General features: G+C 65.4%; 19 protein-coding genes. 12 read left to right on the top strand and 7 right to left on the bottom strand.

Features of this window, described 5'->3' with window-relative positions:
- The first annotated feature begins 28 nt into the window (after positions 1-28).
- Together cobT and cobC are read left to right on the top strand one after the other, a co-directional pair.
- Complete coding sequence (cobT, locus tag QZ501_RS05985; RefSeq protein WP_363174649.1) at positions 29-1,078, top strand: nicotinate-nucleotide--dimethylbenzimidazole phosphoribosyltransferase; 1,050 nt, start codon at positions 29-31, stop codon at positions 1,076-1,078.
- Complete coding sequence (cobC, locus tag QZ501_RS05990; RefSeq protein WP_160898415.1) at positions 1,071-1,703, top strand: alpha-ribazole phosphatase family protein; 633 nt, start codon at positions 1,071-1,073, stop codon at positions 1,701-1,703. The genes cobT and cobC overlap by 8 nt, the downstream gene beginning before the upstream one ends.
- Here the strand turns inward: cobC and cobU are convergent.
- Genes cobU through QZ501_RS06015 form a run of 5 tightly spaced genes read right to left on the bottom strand, consistent with a single transcriptional unit; the run spans position 1,666 to position 5,993 of the window.
- Positions 1,666-2,208, bottom strand: coding sequence for a bifunctional adenosylcobinamide kinase/adenosylcobinamide-phosphate guanylyltransferase (cobU, locus tag QZ501_RS05995; protein WP_151440658.1), 543 nt, complete (start codon positions 2,206-2,208; stop codon positions 1,666-1,668). The genes cobC and cobU overlap by 38 nt on opposite strands.
- A complete protein-coding gene (locus tag QZ501_RS06000) occupies positions 2,205-2,993 on the bottom strand; it encodes an ABC transporter ATP-binding protein (RefSeq protein WP_295718010.1) in 789 nt (262 codons plus the stop codon). Before QZ501_RS06000 ends, cobU begins: the two co-directional genes overlap by 4 nt.
- Positions 2,993-3,820: an iron ABC transporter permease gene (locus tag QZ501_RS06005; RefSeq protein ID WP_160898413.1), complete on the bottom strand. Its 828-nt coding sequence runs from the start codon at positions 3,818-3,820 to the stop codon at positions 2,993-2,995. The genes QZ501_RS06000 and QZ501_RS06005 overlap by 1 nt, the downstream gene beginning before the upstream one ends.
- Positions 3,813-4,937, bottom strand: a complete 1,125-nt coding sequence (locus tag QZ501_RS06010) for a PilT/PilU family type 4a pilus ATPase (protein WP_151440661.1) — start codon at positions 4,935-4,937, stop codon at positions 3,813-3,815. Before QZ501_RS06010 ends, QZ501_RS06005 begins: the two co-directional genes overlap by 8 nt.
- Positions 4,938-4,958: 21 nt before the next feature.
- Positions 4,959-5,993 (bottom strand): type IV pilus twitching motility protein PilT, encoded by a 1,035-nt coding sequence (locus tag QZ501_RS06015; protein WP_160898412.1) that lies wholly within the window; start codon positions 5,991-5,993, stop codon positions 4,959-4,961.
- Between the two features lie 269 nt (positions 5,994-6,262).
- Here QZ501_RS06015 and QZ501_RS06020 point away from each other — a divergent pair, with 269 nt between their 5' ends.
- The 10 genes from QZ501_RS06020 (at position 6,263) to QZ501_RS06065 (ending at position 15,183) form a co-directional block, all read left to right on the top strand.
- Positions 6,263-6,967, top strand: a complete 705-nt coding sequence (locus QZ501_RS06020; RefSeq protein ID WP_151440664.1) for a YggS family pyridoxal phosphate-dependent enzyme — start codon at positions 6,263-6,265, stop codon at positions 6,965-6,967.
- Positions 6,967-7,809 carry a pyrroline-5-carboxylate reductase gene (gene proC, locus QZ501_RS06025; protein ID WP_151440665.1) on the top strand — a complete coding sequence of 281 codons (843 nt, stop codon included), beginning with the start codon at positions 6,967-6,969 and terminating at the stop codon, positions 7,807-7,809. Before QZ501_RS06020 ends, proC begins: the two co-directional genes overlap by 1 nt.
- A 192-nt stretch (positions 7,810-8,001) precedes the next feature.
- On the top strand, positions 8,002-8,562 hold the full coding sequence (locus QZ501_RS06030; RefSeq protein WP_095616422.1) for a YggT family protein: 561 nt from the start codon (positions 8,002-8,004) through the stop codon (positions 8,560-8,562).
- Between the two features lie 118 nt (positions 8,563-8,680).
- A complete protein-coding gene (locus QZ501_RS06035; protein ID WP_192497331.1) occupies positions 8,681-10,618 on the top strand; it encodes a dynamin family protein in 1,938 nt (645 codons plus the stop codon).
- 69 nt (positions 10,619-10,687) lie between these two features.
- Positions 10,688-11,845 carry a homoserine O-acetyltransferase gene (locus tag QZ501_RS06040; RefSeq protein WP_095616420.1) on the top strand — a complete coding sequence of 386 codons (1,158 nt, stop codon included), beginning with the start codon at positions 10,688-10,690 and terminating at the stop codon, positions 11,843-11,845.
- Positions 11,835-12,428 carry a methionine biosynthesis protein MetW gene (gene metW, locus QZ501_RS06045; protein WP_095616419.1) on the top strand — a complete coding sequence of 198 codons (594 nt, stop codon included), beginning with the start codon at positions 11,835-11,837 and terminating at the stop codon, positions 12,426-12,428. The genes QZ501_RS06040 and metW overlap by 11 nt, the downstream gene beginning before the upstream one ends.
- A 12-nt stretch (positions 12,429-12,440) precedes the next feature.
- Positions 12,441-12,893 carry a DUF4426 domain-containing protein gene (locus tag QZ501_RS06050; RefSeq protein ID WP_151440668.1) on the top strand — a complete coding sequence of 151 codons (453 nt, stop codon included), beginning with the start codon at positions 12,441-12,443 and terminating at the stop codon, positions 12,891-12,893.
- On the top strand, positions 12,883-13,491 hold the full coding sequence (gene rdgB / locus QZ501_RS06055; RefSeq protein WP_151440791.1) for an RdgB/HAM1 family non-canonical purine NTP pyrophosphatase: 609 nt from the start codon (positions 12,883-12,885) through the stop codon (positions 13,489-13,491). The genes QZ501_RS06050 and rdgB overlap by 11 nt, the downstream gene beginning before the upstream one ends.
- Positions 13,475-14,635 carry a radical SAM family heme chaperone HemW gene (gene hemW / locus QZ501_RS06060; protein WP_295718017.1) on the top strand — a complete coding sequence of 387 codons (1,161 nt, stop codon included), beginning with the start codon at positions 13,475-13,477 and terminating at the stop codon, positions 14,633-14,635. Before rdgB ends, hemW begins: the two co-directional genes overlap by 17 nt.
- The gene (locus tag QZ501_RS06065; RefSeq protein WP_151440669.1) at positions 14,632-15,183 is read left to right on the top strand and encodes a hypothetical protein; all 552 of its coding nucleotides are present in this window, start codon (positions 14,632-14,634) and stop codon (positions 15,181-15,183) included. Before hemW ends, QZ501_RS06065 begins: the two co-directional genes overlap by 4 nt.
- Here the strand turns inward: QZ501_RS06065 and trmB are convergent.
- Entirely contained in the window at positions 15,177-15,881 is a 705-nt protein-coding gene (trmB, locus tag QZ501_RS06070; RefSeq protein WP_151440670.1) for a tRNA (guanosine(46)-N7)-methyltransferase TrmB, read from the bottom strand. The two genes, QZ501_RS06065 and trmB, sit on opposite strands and share 7 nt — an antisense overlap.
- Before the next feature lie 32 nt (positions 15,882-15,913).
- Positions 15,914-16,629, bottom strand: a 716-nt coding sequence (locus QZ501_RS06075) for an ATP-binding protein (RefSeq protein ID WP_295718021.1), incomplete at its 5' end; no start/stop codon positions are given.

Consider the following 16,629-nt stretch of genomic DNA (forward strand, 5'->3'; position numbering starts at 1 on the left):
TGCACCCATTTCAGCAATGCGATACTGAATGATGACCGACCCCTTCTGGCAGCTGCCCCTTCCGCAACCTTCCCGCGCCCACTATGACCGGGCCCTGGCCCGCCAGCAGCAGCTGACCAAGCCACCGGGCTCACTCGGGCAGCTGGAAGCACTGGCCTGCCACCTCTGTGCCCAGCAGCACCGCGACCGCCCGGCCGTGAACCGGGTGCATGTGGCGGTTTTCGCCGCGGACCATGGCATTGCGGCCGACGGGGTCTCGGCCTTTCCCCAGGAAGTGACGGCCCAGATGGTGGCCAACTTTGCTGCCGGCGGCGCGGCCATCAGCGTTCTGGCCCGCCAGCTGGGCGCCTCGCTGGAGGTGGTCAATCTGGGCGTGGCCCACCCGCTGCCGGACGATCGGGGCGTGACGGACGAATGGATTGCGGCAGGCACCGGCAATCTCATGAAGGAACCCGCCATGACGGCGGAGCAGCTGGAACAGGCCCTGGAGGCTGGCGACCGCTCGGCGGCACGCGCCTCGGAAGCTGGGGCGGAACTGTTCATCGGCGGTGACATGGGCATCGGCAACACCACCAGTGCCTCCGCTCTGGCCAGCCTGCTGCTCGGGGCCCGTGTGGAGGAGCTCGTCGGCCCGGGAACCGGGCTGGATGAGGTTGGCGTGGCCCGCAAGGCCCGCCGCATCCGGGCGGCCCTGCAGCGCCACGGCAGCGACACGGACCCGTTCAATGCCCTCGCCTCGCTCGGCGGCTTTGAGATCGCCGCGCTTGCCGGCGCCATGATCGGTGCGGCCCACCGGGGAATCCCGGTCCTGGTGGATGGGTTCATCGTCACCGCGGCCGCCCTGGCCGCAACGCACCTGAGCCCGAACCTGATGGCCTGGCTGCATTTCTCCCACCAGTCCCGCGAGACCGGCCATCGTTACCTGCTTAGCGCCATGGGGGCCACGCCGGTTCTGGACCTGGACATGCGCCTGGGCGAAGGCAGCGGTGCCGCCGTGGCCGTTCCAGTGCTACGCTCTGCCTGTGCGCTCCACAATGAGATGGCAACCTTCACGGAAGCGGGAGTAAGCGATGGCTGACAGCGCCGAGCAACCGGGCACCTTTTTCGACCTGATCCGCCATGGCGAGCCGGAAGGCGGCCGCAAGTACCGCGGCCTGATCGATGACCCGCTGAGTGACCAGGGCTGGCAGCAGATGCAGGCGCAGGTTTTTGAATCGGATCAGTGGGATGCGGTTCTGACCTCCCCCCTGAAACGCTGTGCCGATTTTGCCGCCTCGGTGGCCGAGGCCCGGGGCCTGCCCCTGCTGGAGGAGCCAGACCTGCGCGAGATGAGCTTTGGTGACTGGGACGGGCACTCGCCGGAGGCGATCGCCCGGGAGACCCCGGAAGCGCTGCAGGCGTTCTGGCGGGATCCGGTCCACTGCCCTCCGCCGGGGGGTGAGAACATCGGCGTTTTCTACCGGCGGGTTGAGGGCGCCATGATGCACTGGCGGGAACAGCTGGAGGGTCAGCGTACACTGCTGGTGTGCCATGGCGGGGTTATCCGCATGATCCTGGGGATGGTCATGGCAACGCCGCTGGAGCATGCCATGGGTGCCGTGTCCGTGCCCTTTGCCTGCCGCAGCCGGATCCGGATGGACCGGATCGCGGAAACCAGCGAGTGGCTCAGCTGCCTGATTGCCCACCAGCCGGGGAACCCTTGAGAACCTGGGGCAGCCCGGCCACCGACAGCACCACCTGATCGCAGCGCTGGGCCAGCGCCTGGTTGAGCCAGCCCATTTCATCGCAGAAGCGGCGGGTCAGTGCGTCCATGCCGATCACGCCCAGCCCCACCTCGTTGCTGACGATCACCAGCGGCCCGGGGTAGCGTTCCAGCTGGGCCAGAAAGGCCTCGCGCTCGCGTTCCAGCGCGCCCTCCTCTTCTCCCAGAAGGTTGCCCAGCCAGAGACTCATGCAGTCAATCAGCAGGCAGGGTGCTTCTTCCCGGTGTCTTGCCAGGACGCCGCCCAACGCCACCGGCTCCTCATCCAGCCCCCAGTCATCCGGCCGCCTCTGCTGGTGACGGGCGATCCGGTCGACCATTTCGCCGTCATCAGCAGTGGCTGTGGCCACGTACACCACAGGCCGGCCGCAGGCAGCTGCCTCGGCTTCGGCCAGGGCGCTCTTGCCTGAGCGGATACCGCCCAGGATCAGTGTCCGGTTGCTCATCGTCGGCTCCGTTTGCGGTGGCCCAGTGGCACCCAGAAGGGCGTCTCGTCCGAGCCGACTTCCTTCAGGGGAACCCCGTAGAGGTGTTCCAGCCGGTCCTCGGTCAGCAGTTCCGCCGTATTACCGGCCTCCCAGGTGCCGTCAGCGTACAGCATCAGCAGGCGGTCCGCGTACTGGCTGGCGAGATTCACATCGTGCAGCGAGACCATGATCAGCCGCCCGTCGTCCGCATAGTCCCGGAAGCGGTCCATCAGGGCCACCTCATGGCGCACGTCCAGGTGGTTGACGGGCTCATCCAGAAGCAGGGCGCCGGGCTCCTGTGCCAGAAGGGTGGCAATGGCCACGCGGCGTTGCTCGCCGCCGGAGATCTGGTCCGCCCGAAGCTCGGCGAGCTCCAGCAGGCCGGTCTCCTCCAGGGCGCGTTCAACCGCGGCGTGATCCTCCGGGCGCAGCGGCCGCCACGGCGGCCTGTGGGCATAGCGCCCGGCACTGACCGTCTCGCGCACGGAATAGGGAAAAGCCACGTCCTGGTGCTGGAGGAGCAGACCGAGCCGGCGGGCCAGGACCTTGCGCGGCATGCGCCGGAGGTTCACGCCGTCGACAGCAACCTGTCCTGCCAGCGGCGGCACAAGCCCCGCCAGGGTGGCCATAAGCGTGCTTTTACCGGAGCCGTTCTCGCCCAGGACGGCCCAGAATTCCCCGGATCGGGCCTCCACCGTCACTGGCCTGGTGAGCGCCTGGCCGCGATGCCCGAACACAAGCCCATCCAGCTGCAGTGATGCCATCAGCCACCGATCCTTGTGCGCTGCAGCATGTAGAGAAATACGGGAATGCCCACGATCGCCGAGAGAATGCCGACCGGAATCGACCCCGGGATCAGCGGCAGACCGGCGATCGCATTGAGGCCCGTCAGATAGATACCGCCCACCAGAACCGAGAACGGCAGCAGTATCCGGTGGCGCGCGCCGACACGGAGCCGGACCAGGTGCGGCACCACCAGACCGACGAAACCGATGGGCCCGGCCAGCGTCACCGCCAGGGCTGTCAGTACCGCCGCCAGGACGTAGCACACCAGGCGCACCCGGTGCACCTCCACGCCCAGCACCGCAGCCTGTTCATCGCCACGCACCAGCAGATCCAGTGCCGGTGCCATGACCCAGCCGGCCACCAGTGCCAGCGCCAGGGCGACCAGGCCCCACCAGGGGGAGATGGAACGGGTCAGGTCGCCCATCAACCAGTAGAGCATGTCGTGCACGGAGGCGCTGGATTCCATCGCCAGCAGGAAGCTGATGACCGTGCTCCAGCCAGCGGCCATCACGACCCCGGTCAGCAGCAGCCGTTCCCGGGGCACCCGGGCATCACCGCCGCCGACCAGAAACACCACTGCCAGGGAGAAGAGGCTCGTCACCAACGCGGAACCGGAGATCCACCAGCCGCCCAGCCCGAGCAGCATGCAGACCAGACCGGCACTGGCGGCCCCGCCGGAAACACCGAGAACATAGGGCTCCGCCAGGGGCGTGCGCAGCAGCACCTGCATGAGCACACCCGCCATGGCCAGCATGCCCCCAACGGCAAACCCGGTCAGCAGCTCCGCCAGCAGGGCGTTACCCATCGTCCTGGATGGAGAGCTTGTCCACCGAGCTGGACAGTTCGTCTGCCGTGGCCGCATCGGCCCCGAGCTTGATCATCAGGCGCAGGTCATTGGCCGAGTCCGCATGGGCCAGGGCATCCTTGTAGGTGATCCGGCCGTCGGCGTAGTGGTGGTACAGCGCCTGATCGAAGGTCTGCATGCCCGCCTCGCCGGATTTGGTCATCAGGTCCTTGAGCTTGTCCACCTCGCCCTTGCGGATCATGTCCTGGGCCAGCGGTGTATTGATCAGCACCTCGATCGCCGCGACCCGGCCGTTGCCGTCCGGCGTGGGGATGAGCTGCTGGGCCACGATGGCCTTGAGGTTGAGCGACAGGTCCATCCAGATCTGGTTGTGCACTTCCGGGTTGAAGAAGTTGATGATCCGGTCCAGCGCCTGGTTGGCGTTGTTGGCGTGCAGGGTGGCCAGGCACAGGTGGCCGGTCTCGGCGAACGTGACGGCGTATTCCATGGTCTTGGCGGTACGCACCTCGCCAATGAGGATGACGTCCGGCGCCTGGCGCAGGGTGTTCTTGAGCGCGGTCTCGAACGAGTCCGTATCCACCCCCACCTCGCGTTGGGTGACAATACACCCGCGGTGCTGGTGGATGAACTCGATGGGGTCTTCCACCGAGACAATGTGCCCGCGGCTGTTCTGGTTGCGGTAGCCGAGCATCGCCGCCAGCGAGGTGGACTTACCCGTACCGGTGGCACCCACGAAGATGATGAGGCCCCGCTTGGTCATGGCCAGCTCACTGATGATGTCGGGCAGGCCCAGGTCGTCCAGCTGTGGAATCTCGGTCTCGATCCGGCGCAGAACCATGCCGCACAGGTTGCGCTGGAAGAAGGCGCTGACACGGAAGCGCCCGATACCCCGGGCACTGAGCGCGTAGTTGCATTCGTTGTTCTCGTCGAACTCCCGCGCCTGCTTGTCCGTCATTGAGCCGTACACCAGCTCCCGGGTTTTCTCCGGCGTCAGTGGTTCCTTGGTGACCGGCACGATGCGCCCGTTGATCTTGACGCTCGGCGGCACACCGGTGGTGATGAACAGGTCGGAGCCGTTTTTATCGACTACAACCTTGAGCAGCTTTTCGAGTTCCATGACCGTATTCCCCGCCCCTTATCAGAAATTGTCCGGCATCTTGGCCTTGGCCTGGGCCTCCTCGCGGGAGATGGTGCCCTTCTGCAGCAGGTTCTGCAGGTGCTGGTCCAGGGTCTGCATGCCCAGCTGACCGCCCGTCTGGATGGCGGAGTACATCTGCGCCACCTTGTCCTCGCGGATCAGGTTCCGGATGGCCGAGTTGCCGATCATGATCTCGTGCGCGGCAACCCGGCCGCCACCGTTTTTCTTCAGCAGTGCCTGGGAGACCACCGCCTGTAGGGATTCCGACAGCATCGAGCGTACCATGGCCTTTTCCTCAGCCGGGAATACGTCCACTACGCGGTCGATGGTCTTGGCGGCGGAGGTGGTGTGCAGGGTGCCGAATACCAGGTGGCCGGTCTCAGCCGCGGTCAGGGCCAGACGGATGGTCTCGAGGTCCCGCAGCTCGCCGACCAGGATGATGTCGGGGTCCTCACGCAGCGCGGAGCGCAGGGATTCGTTGAAACCGAGTGTGTCGCGGTGGACTTCCCGCTGGTTCATCAGGCACTTCTTGGAGTCGTGCACGAACTCGATCGGGTCCTCGATGGTGAGGATGTGGTCGTATCGGGTCTCGTTGATGTAGTCGATCATCGCGGCCAGCGTGGTGGACTTACCCGAACCGGTGGGGCCGGTGACCAGCACCAGGCCGCGCGGGTTGGAGGAGATGTCCTTGAACACCTGGCCCATGCCGAGGTCTTCCATGGTCAGGACCTTGGAGGGGATGGTCCGGAAGACGGCGCCGGCGCCGCGGTTCTGGTTGAAGACGTTGACACGGAAGCGGGCGACACCGGGGACCTCGAAGGAGAAGTCAGTCTCGAGGAACTCTTCGTAGTCCTTGCGCTGCTTGTCGTTCATGATGTCGTAGATCAGCCGGTGCACTTCCTTGTGCTCCATGGGCGGCAGGTTGATTCGCCGGACGTCGCCGTCCACCCGGATCATGGGAGGCAGGCCGGCGGAGAGGTGGAGGTCGGATGCGCCCTGTTTGGCGGAGAACGCAAGCAGTTCGGTTATATCCATGGTGCCCTCAGATAGAACATCGCAGAAAGACTTCGGGGTTTGTTGCAGCGATGAGGTCGGCAGGCCTTGTCGGGAAACGCTGTAAATACATCCCTGTACGCTGCTCTTCCGCCATCCATGGCTCCAGAGCTTCCCGCCAAGGCCTGCCGACCTCACCGCCCCAAGCGTTGCGAAAACGCCCGGACTACGAGCCAGACGCCAGCCTCGCCTTGGTTTTTACAGGGGCAGACGTTACTTTATGAGCCGTCACATTCCCCCGGGCAGAGCCAATGATCAGCATAGCAGAGAACCTCGAAAAGGCAGCCACGCGCATCCGTTCCGCGGCAGAAGAGGCTGAAAGGGATCCGGCAGGCGTGCAGCTGCTGGCCGTGTCCAAGACCAAGCCGGCGGAACTGCTCCGGGAGGCCGCCGAGGCGGGGCAGAAGGCGTTTGGGGAGAACTACATTCAGGAGGCGCTGGACAAGATTGAGGCGCTTTCGGATCTGCCGGATCTGGAGTGGCATTTCATCGGGCCGCTGCAGTCGAACAAGACGCGGCCGGTGGCGGAGCATTTCAGCTGGGTGCACAGTATTGATCGCGCCAAGGTGGCGCGGCGGCTGAGTGAGCAGCGCCCGGAGGGGATGGCGCCGCTGAACCTCTGCATCCAGGTGAACATTGATGATGAGCCGACGAAGTCGGGGGTTCGGCCGGAGGAGGTTCCGGGGCTGGCGCAGGAGCTGAGTGGGCTTGAAGGGTGCCGGTTGCGGGGGCTGATGGCGATTCCGGATCCGGCCAATCCGGCGGCGGTGCAGCGTGAGCGCTTCCGTGAACTGGCCGGTTTGCTGGCTGAGGTAAGGCGCGGCGTGGATAATGGGGCTCTGGACACTCTGTCCATGGGCATGTCCGGCGACCTGGAAGCCGCCATCGCCGAGGGCGCGACCATCGTGCGCCTGGGCACCGCCCTTTTCGGACCCCGCGACTACGAGGCTCAGTGATGCAACAGGATCCGCAGCAACCCGCCATTTCGTTCATCGGCGCCGGTAACATGGCCCGCGCCATCCTGGGCGGCCTGGTCGCCAACGGCTATGACCCCTCGCGGATCTGGGCCAGCGCACCGGAGGACAAGCACCTTCAGAGCCTGCGCGACGACTTCGGTATCTATACCACCACGGACAACCGCCACTGCGCCAGCCAAGCGGACATCCTGATCCTGGCGGTGAAGCCCCAGATCATGGCGGAGGCCTGCCAGGACATCGCCAGCGTGGTCCAGAACACCCGCCCCCTGGCTGTCTCCATCGCCGCCGGGCTGGATTCGGAAACCATCGGCAACTGGCTCGGCGGTGACGTGCCCATGGTCCGCTGCATGCCCAACACGCCGTCACTGGTCGGCAAGGGCGCGACCGCGCTCTATGCCACGGACGGCGTATCCCGGGAACAGCGTGACACCGTGACGGATATCTTCAGCAGTATCGGCCTCGCCGTCTGGCTCGAGCGGGAAGAAGAGATGCACGCCGTCACCGCCCTCTCCGGCAGCGGGCCCGCCTACTGCTACCTGCTGGTGGAGTCCATGGAGGCGGCGGCGATCGACGCTGGCGTCCACCCGGACACCGCCCGCCAGCTCGCCATCCAGACCATGGCGGGCGCGGCGGAGATGTGCTCCCGTGGCGACGAGGCGCCGGAGCAGCTGCGGCGTAACGTCATGTCCCCCGGTGGTACCACGGAACAGGCGGTGGATGCCCTCGAGAAAGGCGGCATAAGGGATATCGTGAAAAAGGCGTTCAACGCGGCGAAGACGCGTTCGGCGGAGCTGTCGGAGCAGTTGAAAAAAGCTTTATAATCCAGGCCACTTAACACGTTGCCAACGGGGTAGCCGGGAGTCCTGTCCGGGAAACGCTGTAAATACATCCCTGTACGCTGCTCTTCCGCCATCCATGGCTCCAGAGCTTCCCGGACAGGACTCCCGGCTACCCCTTGTTCAGACCACGCGAAGCCTCCGGGCCAGAATTCGCTTTAAGGAGCAGAGATACCCATGGGCACCGAAATCCTGGTTTCATCCCTCCAGATGCTCACCACCTTCTACCTGACACTGCTGATCCTCCGGTTCCTGTTCCAGCTCTGTCAGGTGGACTTCTTCAACCCCATCAGCCAGTTCATCGCCAAGGCCACCAATCCGGTCACCGATCCCGTGCGCAAGGTGGTCCCGCCGGTCAAGCGCTTTGACGGCGCCTCGCTGATTGTTGCCATCCTTTTCCAGGCCCTCATGTACCTGATCATCCTCAGCCTCGCCGGCTACGCCTTCCCGCCGCTGGCACTGCTGGTCTGGGGGCTGCTCAAGGTGATCAGCCTGGTGCTGACCATCTACTTCTTCGCCATCATCGGCATGATCGTGATCAGCTGGCTGGCGCCCGGCAATCCGCACCCCGGCATCCAGATCATCCACCAGATCACCGAACCCATCATGGCGCCGTTCCGCAACCTGCTGCCCCCCATGGGCGGGCTCGACCTGTCGCCGATCCTGGTCTTCCTGGTGCTGAACATGGTCCAGGTGGTGATGAGCAACCTCCAGCAGGCAGCGGGCATGCCGTTCTGACGAACCCGCGTATTCAAACCGAAACATAAAGGCACAGGGGCATTACATGCCCCTTGTTCAGGGACGTTCTATACTTCCGCAAAATCCCGTCAAACGGATTCCGGAAGCTCAGGGGCCTATGATGGCAGATGCAGTTACCCTCACGGATCAGGTTGAGGCCTACCACAGCTGGAAAAAGGAACTGGTCCGGAACATCACACGTTACCGGCGCTGGCTCCAGTTCAACGAGCTGCTTGAAGGGGATATTGAACGCCACCTCCAGCGCAGCATCCGCCTCCTGGTGGAGGACGAACTGACCATCGCCTTTGTGGGCGAATATTCCCGGGGCAAGACCGAGCTGATCAATGCCCTTTTCTTCGCCGGTCACGGTCAGCGGCTGCTGCCATCTGAGGCCGGACGCACCACCATGTGCCCCACGGAGCTGTTCTACGACCGGCACGCCCGCACCAGTTACCTGATGCTGCTGCCCATCGAGACCCGGAACGGCGCCATGTCCCTGCAGCAGCTGCGTCACGAGTCGGGTGCCTGGGAGACTGTGACACTTGACCCGGCCGACACGGAGACCATGGCGGCCACACTGGCCCGGGTTGCAGAGACACGCACTGTCCCGCGCGCCGAGGCGGCGGATCTGGGCTTCAACGATGCCATGCTTGATGCCTCTCCGGACGACCCCGCGCAGGTGCTCATTCCCGCCTGGCGCCATGCCCTGATCAGCCTCCAGCATCCGATCCTTGAGCGTGGCCTGCGGATCCTGGATACCCCGGGCCTCAATGCGCTGGGTTCGGAACCGGAGCTGACCGTCTCCATGCTGCCCTCAGCCCAGGCGGTAGTCTTCCTGTTGGCGGCGGATGCCGGCGTTACGGCCAGCGACATGACCATATGGAATGAACACATCGACACCCGGGATGCGGATCACCGCGCCGGGCGTTTCGCGATCCTCAACAAGATCGATGTGCTGTGGGATGACCCGTCCGGCAGTGACCATACCGGCAACGCCATCGAACGGGTACGCGAGACCACCGCCCGCCAGCTCGGCCTCGGCATGGAGGATGTGCTGCCTGTCTCCGCCAAACAGGGTCTGCTGGCTCGCATCCGCGATGACGACGGGCTGCGCCGCAAAAGCGGCGTGGCGCAACTGGAGGAGCTGGTCAGTGAACGCATCCTCGGGCGCCGGGAACAGCTGATCAGCAGCGAGCTGGTCTCTGATCTGCGCTCCATGATCCGCGACAACCAGGCGGAGCTGGAGAACCAGAAGGCATCACTGGATGCGGAATTTGAACTCCTGCAGGCCCAGGGCACCGACCGCCAGGAAATCGCAGAGCTGGCGGAGAAGACCCGGCACGACTATGACTTCTTCAACCGTCGGCTGATCACCCTGAAATCCAGCCGGCGCCTCATGGCCTCCCAGGGCGATATGCTGCGGCGCATTCTCAACCCCGAGCGTTTTGAGCAGCACGCTGAACGCACCCGCCAGCGCCTGGAAGGCAGCTGGACCACCCCGGGGCTGGCCAGTGCCATGAATGCCCTTTTCGAGGTGCTGGAGAATGACTTCAACAACCTGATGGCGGAAGGCCGCCGGGCGGAGAAGATGGTGGGCTCCATCTACCGCCGCCATACCAGCGGCGACGATGACCGCACGCTGGAGCCGGTGCCGCTGCGCCTGGGCAGGCACCTGATTGCCCTGCGCGACCTGCGCAGCCGCGCTGATCGCTTCCGCAGGGACCCACGCTCGCTGCTGATGCAGCAAAGCCGGCTGATCCAGCAGTTCCTGACCACCATTGTCAGTGAGGCCCGCCAGATCATCCACCGCACCATGCAGGACATTGACCGCTGGCCGGGCGAAGCCCTGATGCCCCTGCTGCAGCACACCCAGCAGCAGAAACAGCGCCTTGAGACCCAGTTCCAGCGGCTGCGCCATATCGTGGACGACGAGAAGGAACTGAAGGCCGAAGCGGACAAGCTGCGACAGCAGCGCGAGACCCTGGACCAGCAGCTGCGCGTGGCGCGCAAACTGGAGGAAGGGATTGCCCCACCGCCCGGCGCACAGTTGCCTTAGGGCTGGCCCCTCGATACACTGCCCGGCCTGACCGGAACCGTCCATCACCGAAGGATCCTTTTCGCATTCATGGCTGCTGAATCCCAGGCCGCCGACTCGGTGGGCATTGTCGAACCACAGAGCCTGCACTTCCCGGAGCCCATCCGGCTGGAGTCCGGCCATACCCTGCCGGAATTCAATCTGGTGTTTGAGACCTATGGCACCCTGAACGCGGATGCCAGTAACGCGGTGCTCATCTGTCACGCCCTGAGCGGCCACCATCACGCCGCCGGCTACCATTCCCGTGAAGACCGCAAACCCGGCTGGTGGGATGCCTGCATCGGCCCCGGCAAGCCCATCGACACCAACAAGTTCTTTGTGGTGTGCCCCAACAACCTCGGGGGCTGCCACGGCAGCACCGGCCCGGCGTCCGAAAACCCCGATACAGGCCGTCCTTACGGGCCTGATTTCCCGGTGATCACGGTCCGTGACTGGGTCAAGAGCCAGGCCCGGCTGGCCGACCGCCTCGGCATTGACCAGTGGGCCGCGGTTATCGGCGGGTCCCTCGGGGGCATGCAGGCACTCGACTGGGCCATCCACTACCCGGAGCGGATCCGCCATGCTGTGGTGATCGCCGCCACCCCGAGGCTGACCGCCCAGAACATCGCCTTTAACGAGGTGGCCAGGCGCGCCATCACCTCGGACCCGGAATTCCACGAGGGGCGGTACCTGGAGAACAACGCCATTCCCCAGCGCGGGCTGATGCTCGCGCGTATGGTGGGGCACATCACCTACCTGTCGGACGTCTCCATGGGCGAGAAATTCGGCCGGGAGCTGCGCGACCACGCCTATCACTTCGGCTTCGATGTCGAATTCCAGGTGGAGAGCTACCTGCAGTACCAGGGGGTGCGCTTCTCCGAGTCCTTTGATGCCAACACCTATCTGCTGATGACGCGCGCCCTGGACTATTTCGACCCGGCGCGGGAGTTCGGTAATGACCTGACCCGCGCCATGGCCGAGGCCCGCTGCCGCTTCCTGGTGCTGTCGTTCAGCTCGGACTGGCGCTTTGCCCCGGAGCACTCCCAGAAGCTGGTCAACGCCATGGTCGATGCCCGGCGCGACGTGAGCTACGCGGAGATCGATTCCGACTGGGGCCATGATGCCTTCCTGGTGCCGAATGAGCGCTACGAGAGCCTGTTCCGGGCCTACATGAACCGGGTAGCAAAGGAGCACGGCGATGCGGGCTGATCTCAAGCTGATCGAACCCTGGGTGGCCCCCGGCTCCCGCGTGCTCGACCTGGGCTGTGGTGACGGCACCCTGATGGACTACCTCCAGCGCGAGAAGAGCGTTGTCGGTTACGGGCTGGAGATCAACCCGGACTACATCGAAGAATGCGTGCGCAAGGGTGTGAACGTGATCGAACAGGACCTGGATGAGGACCGGCTGCACAGCTTCCGGGACCAGACCTTCGACACCGTGATCATGACCCAGGCCCTTCAGGCCGTGCGCCGCCCCGATCGCGCCCTGACGGAAATGCTGCGCCTCGGGCGTGAAGGCATCGTGACCTTCCCCAACTTCGGCTACTGGCGCCTGCGGCTGCACCAGCTCTGGAACGGGCGCATGCCCATGTCCAGCACCCTGCCGCACACATGGTACAATACGCCCAATATCCACCTGTGCACGGTGCGCGATTTTGAGGCGCTGTGCCAGGAGCACCGGATCCGTATCAAGGATCGGACAGTGGTGGACAACGCCCACCGTTCCCGCTGGTACAATCGGCTCTGGCCCAACTTCCTGGGGCAGATCGCGGTCTATCGCGTCACCCGCTGACGGAGGTCATCCATGGTAAAACGTCTCCTGGCCCTTGCCCTGCTGCTTGCCAGCCCGCTCGCCAATGCGCTACCCGACGAGAACCAGGGCATCACCGAGTTCGACAACTACCGGGTTCACTACTCCGTCATCCCTTCGACCTTCCTGGAAAAGAAGGTCGCCCGGGAATATGACCTGACCCGCAGCCGTTCCGTTGGCCTTCTCAATGTCGCAGTCCATAAGACCTCCGGGGACGATGCCCCCAAGCCCATCACGGCCCAGATCAAGGGCACCTTCACCAATGAGGCCCGCCAGACCAAGGAACTGTCCTTCCGGCGCGTGCAGGAGGGTGACGCCGTCTATTACCTCGCCCAGTTCCAGTACCGCCAGGGTGAGCTCCTGATTTTTGAGCTTGAGCCGGCCCCCTACGGGGATTCCACAACCCTGCCGGTGCGTTTTTCCCGGGAGCTCTATGATGACGAGTGATCGGCACTGGGTGCTGGCCAGCAACAACGCCGGCAAGATCGCCGAGTTCAACCGGCTGCTCCAGCCCTGGGGCATTGAGGTCAGCGCCCAGAAGGACCTTGGCGTGGACTCGCCCGAGGAGACCGCCACCACCTTCGTGGAGAACGCGCTGATCAAGGCCCGCCATGCCGCGCGCATCAGTGGCCTGCCGGCACTGGCGGATGACTCCGGGCTGGCGGTGGATGCCCTGGGCGGTGCTCCGGGTGTCTATTCCGCCCGCTATGCGGGCGAGCCGGCGGACGATGACGCCAACAACCGCAAACTGCTGGATGCCCTGGCGAACGTGCCGGACGCCGAACGCACCGCCCGCTTCCACTGTGTACTGGTGCTGATGCGTTCCGCCGAGGACCCCATTCCCATGATCTGCCACGGCCAGTGGCCTGGCCGGATCGCCCGTGAAACGACCGGGGGTGGTGGCTTCGGCTATGACCCACTGTTCCTCGTGCCCGAGGAAGGCTGCACTGCCGCCGAACTGCCAGCGCAGCGCAAGGCCCAGGTCAGTCACCGCGGCCGTGCCATGGCCGAGCTCAGGGAGCGCCTTGGTGACAGCGTCGCCTGAGGCTTTCATCGCCCCGCCGCTGACGCTCTACGTGCATACGCCCTGGTGCGTGCGCAAGTGCCCGTACTGCGACTTCAACTCCCATACGGCGCCGCAGACGATCCCGGAGGACGACTACCTGGACGCCCTGCTGGCGGACCTGGATGCGGACCTGACGACACCGGAAACCCGCCCCATTGAAGCCATTTTCATCGGCGGCGGGACGCCCTCCCTCATGTCGCCAGGGTTCTACGAACGCCTTTTCGAGGCGCTGGCACGCCGTCTGGATCTATCCCGGCTCGACGAGATAACGCTGGAGGCCAACCCCGGCACCGTGGAGGAGGCGCGCTTCACCGGCTTTCGCAGGGCAGGCATCAACCGCCTCTCGCTCGGGGTACAGAGCTTCGACCCGGATCACCTGGAGCGCCTGGGCCGGATCCACGGCGGTGACGATGCCTCACGGGCGGTAACAGCGGCCCAGGCCGCGGGCTTCGAGCGCATCAACATCGACCTGATGCATGGCCTTCCGCAACAGACACCGGAACAGGCGGTCGCAGACCTGGAGACCGCCCTGGCCTTCAACACCGGCCACATCTCCTGGTACCAGCTCACCATCGAGCCCAACACGGTATTCCACTCGCAGCCGCCCACGCTGCCGGACGAGGACACCCTGGCCACCATCCAGGAGGCCGGCGAAGCCTGCCTGCAGGAACACGGGCTGCAGCGCTATGAGGTCTCGGCCTGGTCGCGCCCTGGCGAGGAATGCAGGCACAACCTGAACTACTGGCGCTTCGGGGACTATCTGGCCATCGGCGCCGGCGGCCACGGCAAGCTGACCGACCCGGAGGCCGACCAGATCACACGCTACTGGAAGACCCGCCGGCCCGAGGACTACCTCAACCGCATCGGCAGCCGCACCGCCGGCCGCCAAGAGCTGGAGCCCGTGGATCGCCCGCTGGAGTTCCTGCTGAACACCCTGCGGCTGAGTGCCGGTGTGCCGACCTCTTCCTTCCCAGAGCGAACCGGCCTACCCTTGGAGCGCATCCATGATCAGCTCGAACAGCTCCGCAGGCGCGGGTTGCTGGTGGCGGATGAACAGCGCCTGGCCGTGACCGACCAGGGCCAGCGCTTCCTGAACGACGTGCTGGAGGCCTTCGTGCCATGAAACTCTTCGGCGTGGAACCCCGGCCCTGGTCGCACAGGCTGCGCTGGCTGGCCCTGCTCACCGGTGCCGCCCTGGTAGCGGTGATGCTCACCAACCAGTACCTGGCAACCCCTGAGATTCCCCAGCATGTCATGAGCTATGAGCTGGCGGATGAGCCGGAACGCGCCGAGCAGCTGCACCGCCAGTGGCAGCGCAACCACACGCCCCTGCCGGAGCTCACCCTCTGGGTGGATTTCGTGTTCATCGGGCTCTATGCGGTTTTCCTGGTGGCCCTGGCCAACCACTTCCTGTACGACCGTCCGGGGATCCGGGAACGCAAGGCCGGACGCCTCGCGAAGGTTCTGCTGGTGCTCGGTGCCCTGGGGGATGCGGCGGAGAACGCCTTCCTGATCACCGCCATCCACCAGCCGGAAACCGAAGTCTGGCCACAGCTGGCCGCCATCGCCACCCTGGTCAAGTTCACCGGGCTGCTGGTGGGTGGCGCCTGTCTTCTGGTGGTCCGGGCCGCCCGGCGCCAGCCGGTGCAGCCCGAAGACTGGCGTCACTGACGCTCGAACAGCATATCGGCCACACCGTGACCACGGGCCTCGCCCCGCTTCTCGAACTTGGTCAGTGGCCGGTCCGCCGGGCGCGGCACCGTGGTGCCATCCTCTGACAGGTTCCGGTAGCCCGGCGCCTCGTTCATTACTTCCAGAATGTGCTCGGCGTAGGGCTCCCAGTCCGTAGCGATGTGCAGCAGGCCGCCTGGGCGGATGTAGCGGTGCAATGTCCCAACGAAATCCGGTTGGATCAGGCGGCGCTTGTGGTGCTTCTTCTTGGGCCAGGGGTCCGGGAACAGGATCAGCGCCCGGTCCAGGCTGGCCTCCGGAATCGCCTCGCTGAGCACGTCCAGGGCATCCGCCCGGTAGAGGCGGATGTTGTCCAGACCGCGCGCCTCCATCTCCATCAGCAGTGCACCGCAGCCCGGTTTGTGCACCTCCACGCCGATGAAATCCTGCTCCGGCGCCGCCTCGGCCATCTCGGCCAGCGACTGGCCCATGCCGAAGCCAATTTCCAGGTTCAGCGGTGCCTGACGGCCAAACACCCGTTCCCGGTCGATGGGGCCATCCGCCAGGCTGAGCCCATAGCGCGGCCAGAGTCGGTCCCAGGCGTTCTGCTGACCACGGGTCATGCGCCCGGCGCGCAGCACGAAACTGCGCACGGATCGTTCCTTGCTGCGGGCCAGGTCGTCGCTGGAATCAGTCATGGGGCCTCCGGCTCTGGGGTTTGGGCCACGGATTATCCGGATTCGGCGCCGGACTGCAATCGGTAACCCAGAGCCTCCACCAGATGCGCCTTTTCCACCCGTTCCGCACCGGCCAGGTCCGCAATGGTGCGGCTCACCCGCAACACCCGGTGCAGCGCCCGAGCGGACAGCCCCAGCCGCCCCATGGCCTGCTCCAGCAGCGTTTCACCCTCGCTGTCGAGGGCACAGGCCTGGTGCAGGGCATCGCCCGCCAGCTCCGCGTTCAGTGCACCACGCTGGTGCTGGAGGGTGCGCAACCGGCTGACCCGGTCACGCACCTCGGCACTGCTGGTCTCGCCCTTCTCCGGGCGGAGCAGTGTGCGCCCGTCCTGAACAGGCACGCCCACGTGCATATCAAAGCGGTCCATAAGGGGCCCTGAGAGGCGGCTCTGGTAGCGCAGCACCTGCTGCGCCGAGCAGCGGCAGGCGATATCCGGGTGCCCTTCATAGCCACAGGGGCACGGGTTCATGGCAGCCACCACCTGGAACCGGGCCGGGAAGGTCACCCGGGTATTCGCCCTGGAAATGACAATCTCACCGGATTCCATGGGCTCGCGCAGCACCTCCAGCACCTTGCGGTCAAACTCCGGCAGCTCGTCCAGGAAGAGCACACCCCGGTGCGCCAGCGAAATCTCGCCGGGGCGCGGGCTGCTGCCACCCCCGACCAGGGCCACGGCCGAAGCGGTATGGTGGGGTGCCCGGTAGGGTG

Source organism: uncultured Halovibrio sp. (genome assembly GCF_913056445.1).
GTDB lineage: Bacteria > Pseudomonadota > Gammaproteobacteria > Pseudomonadales > Oleiphilaceae > Halospina > Halospina utahensis_B.

What these genes read in the sequence shown, in the direction of transcription:
- cobT (WP_363174649.1), top strand. Translation starts at nt 29, where the DNA reads ATGATGACCGACCCCTTCTGGCAGCTGCCCCTTCCGCAACCTTCCCGC.
- cobC (WP_160898415.1), top strand. Translation starts at nt 1,071, where the DNA reads ATGGCTGACAGCGCCGAGCAACCGGGCACCTTTTTCGACCTGATCCGC.
- cobU (WP_151440658.1), bottom strand. Translation starts at nt 2,208, where the DNA reads ATGAGCAACCGGACACTGATCCTGGGCGGTATCCGCTCAGGCAAGAGC.
- QZ501_RS06000 (WP_295718010.1), bottom strand. Translation starts at nt 2,993, where the DNA reads ATGGCATCACTGCAGCTGGATGGGCTTGTGTTCGGGCATCGCGGCCAG.
- QZ501_RS06005 (WP_160898413.1), bottom strand. Translation starts at nt 3,820, where the DNA reads ATGGGTAACGCCCTGCTGGCGGAGCTGCTGACCGGGTTTGCCGTTGGG.
- QZ501_RS06010 (WP_151440661.1), bottom strand. Translation starts at nt 4,937, where the DNA reads ATGGAACTCGAAAAGCTGCTCAAGGTTGTAGTCGATAAAAACGGCTCC.
- QZ501_RS06015 (WP_160898412.1), bottom strand. Translation starts at nt 5,993, where the DNA reads ATGGATATAACCGAACTGCTTGCGTTCTCCGCCAAACAGGGCGCATCC.
- QZ501_RS06020 (WP_151440664.1), top strand. Translation starts at nt 6,263, where the DNA reads ATGATCAGCATAGCAGAGAACCTCGAAAAGGCAGCCACGCGCATCCGT.
- proC (WP_151440665.1), top strand. Translation starts at nt 6,967, where the DNA reads ATGCAACAGGATCCGCAGCAACCCGCCATTTCGTTCATCGGCGCCGGT.
- QZ501_RS06030 (WP_095616422.1), top strand. Translation starts at nt 8,002, where the DNA reads ATGGGCACCGAAATCCTGGTTTCATCCCTCCAGATGCTCACCACCTTC.
- QZ501_RS06035 (WP_192497331.1), top strand. Translation starts at nt 8,681, where the DNA reads ATGATGGCAGATGCAGTTACCCTCACGGATCAGGTTGAGGCCTACCAC.
- QZ501_RS06040 (WP_095616420.1), top strand. Translation starts at nt 10,688, where the DNA reads ATGGCTGCTGAATCCCAGGCCGCCGACTCGGTGGGCATTGTCGAACCA.
- metW (WP_095616419.1), top strand. Translation starts at nt 11,835, where the DNA reads ATGCGGGCTGATCTCAAGCTGATCGAACCCTGGGTGGCCCCCGGCTCC.
- QZ501_RS06050 (WP_151440668.1), top strand. Translation starts at nt 12,441, where the DNA reads ATGGTAAAACGTCTCCTGGCCCTTGCCCTGCTGCTTGCCAGCCCGCTC.
- rdgB (WP_151440791.1), top strand. Translation starts at nt 12,883, where the DNA reads ATGACGAGTGATCGGCACTGGGTGCTGGCCAGCAACAACGCCGGCAAG.
- QZ501_RS06065 (WP_151440669.1), top strand. Translation starts at nt 14,632, where the DNA reads ATGAAACTCTTCGGCGTGGAACCCCGGCCCTGGTCGCACAGGCTGCGC.
- trmB (WP_151440670.1), bottom strand. Translation starts at nt 15,881, where the DNA reads ATGACTGATTCCAGCGACGACCTGGCCCGCAGCAAGGAACGATCCGTG.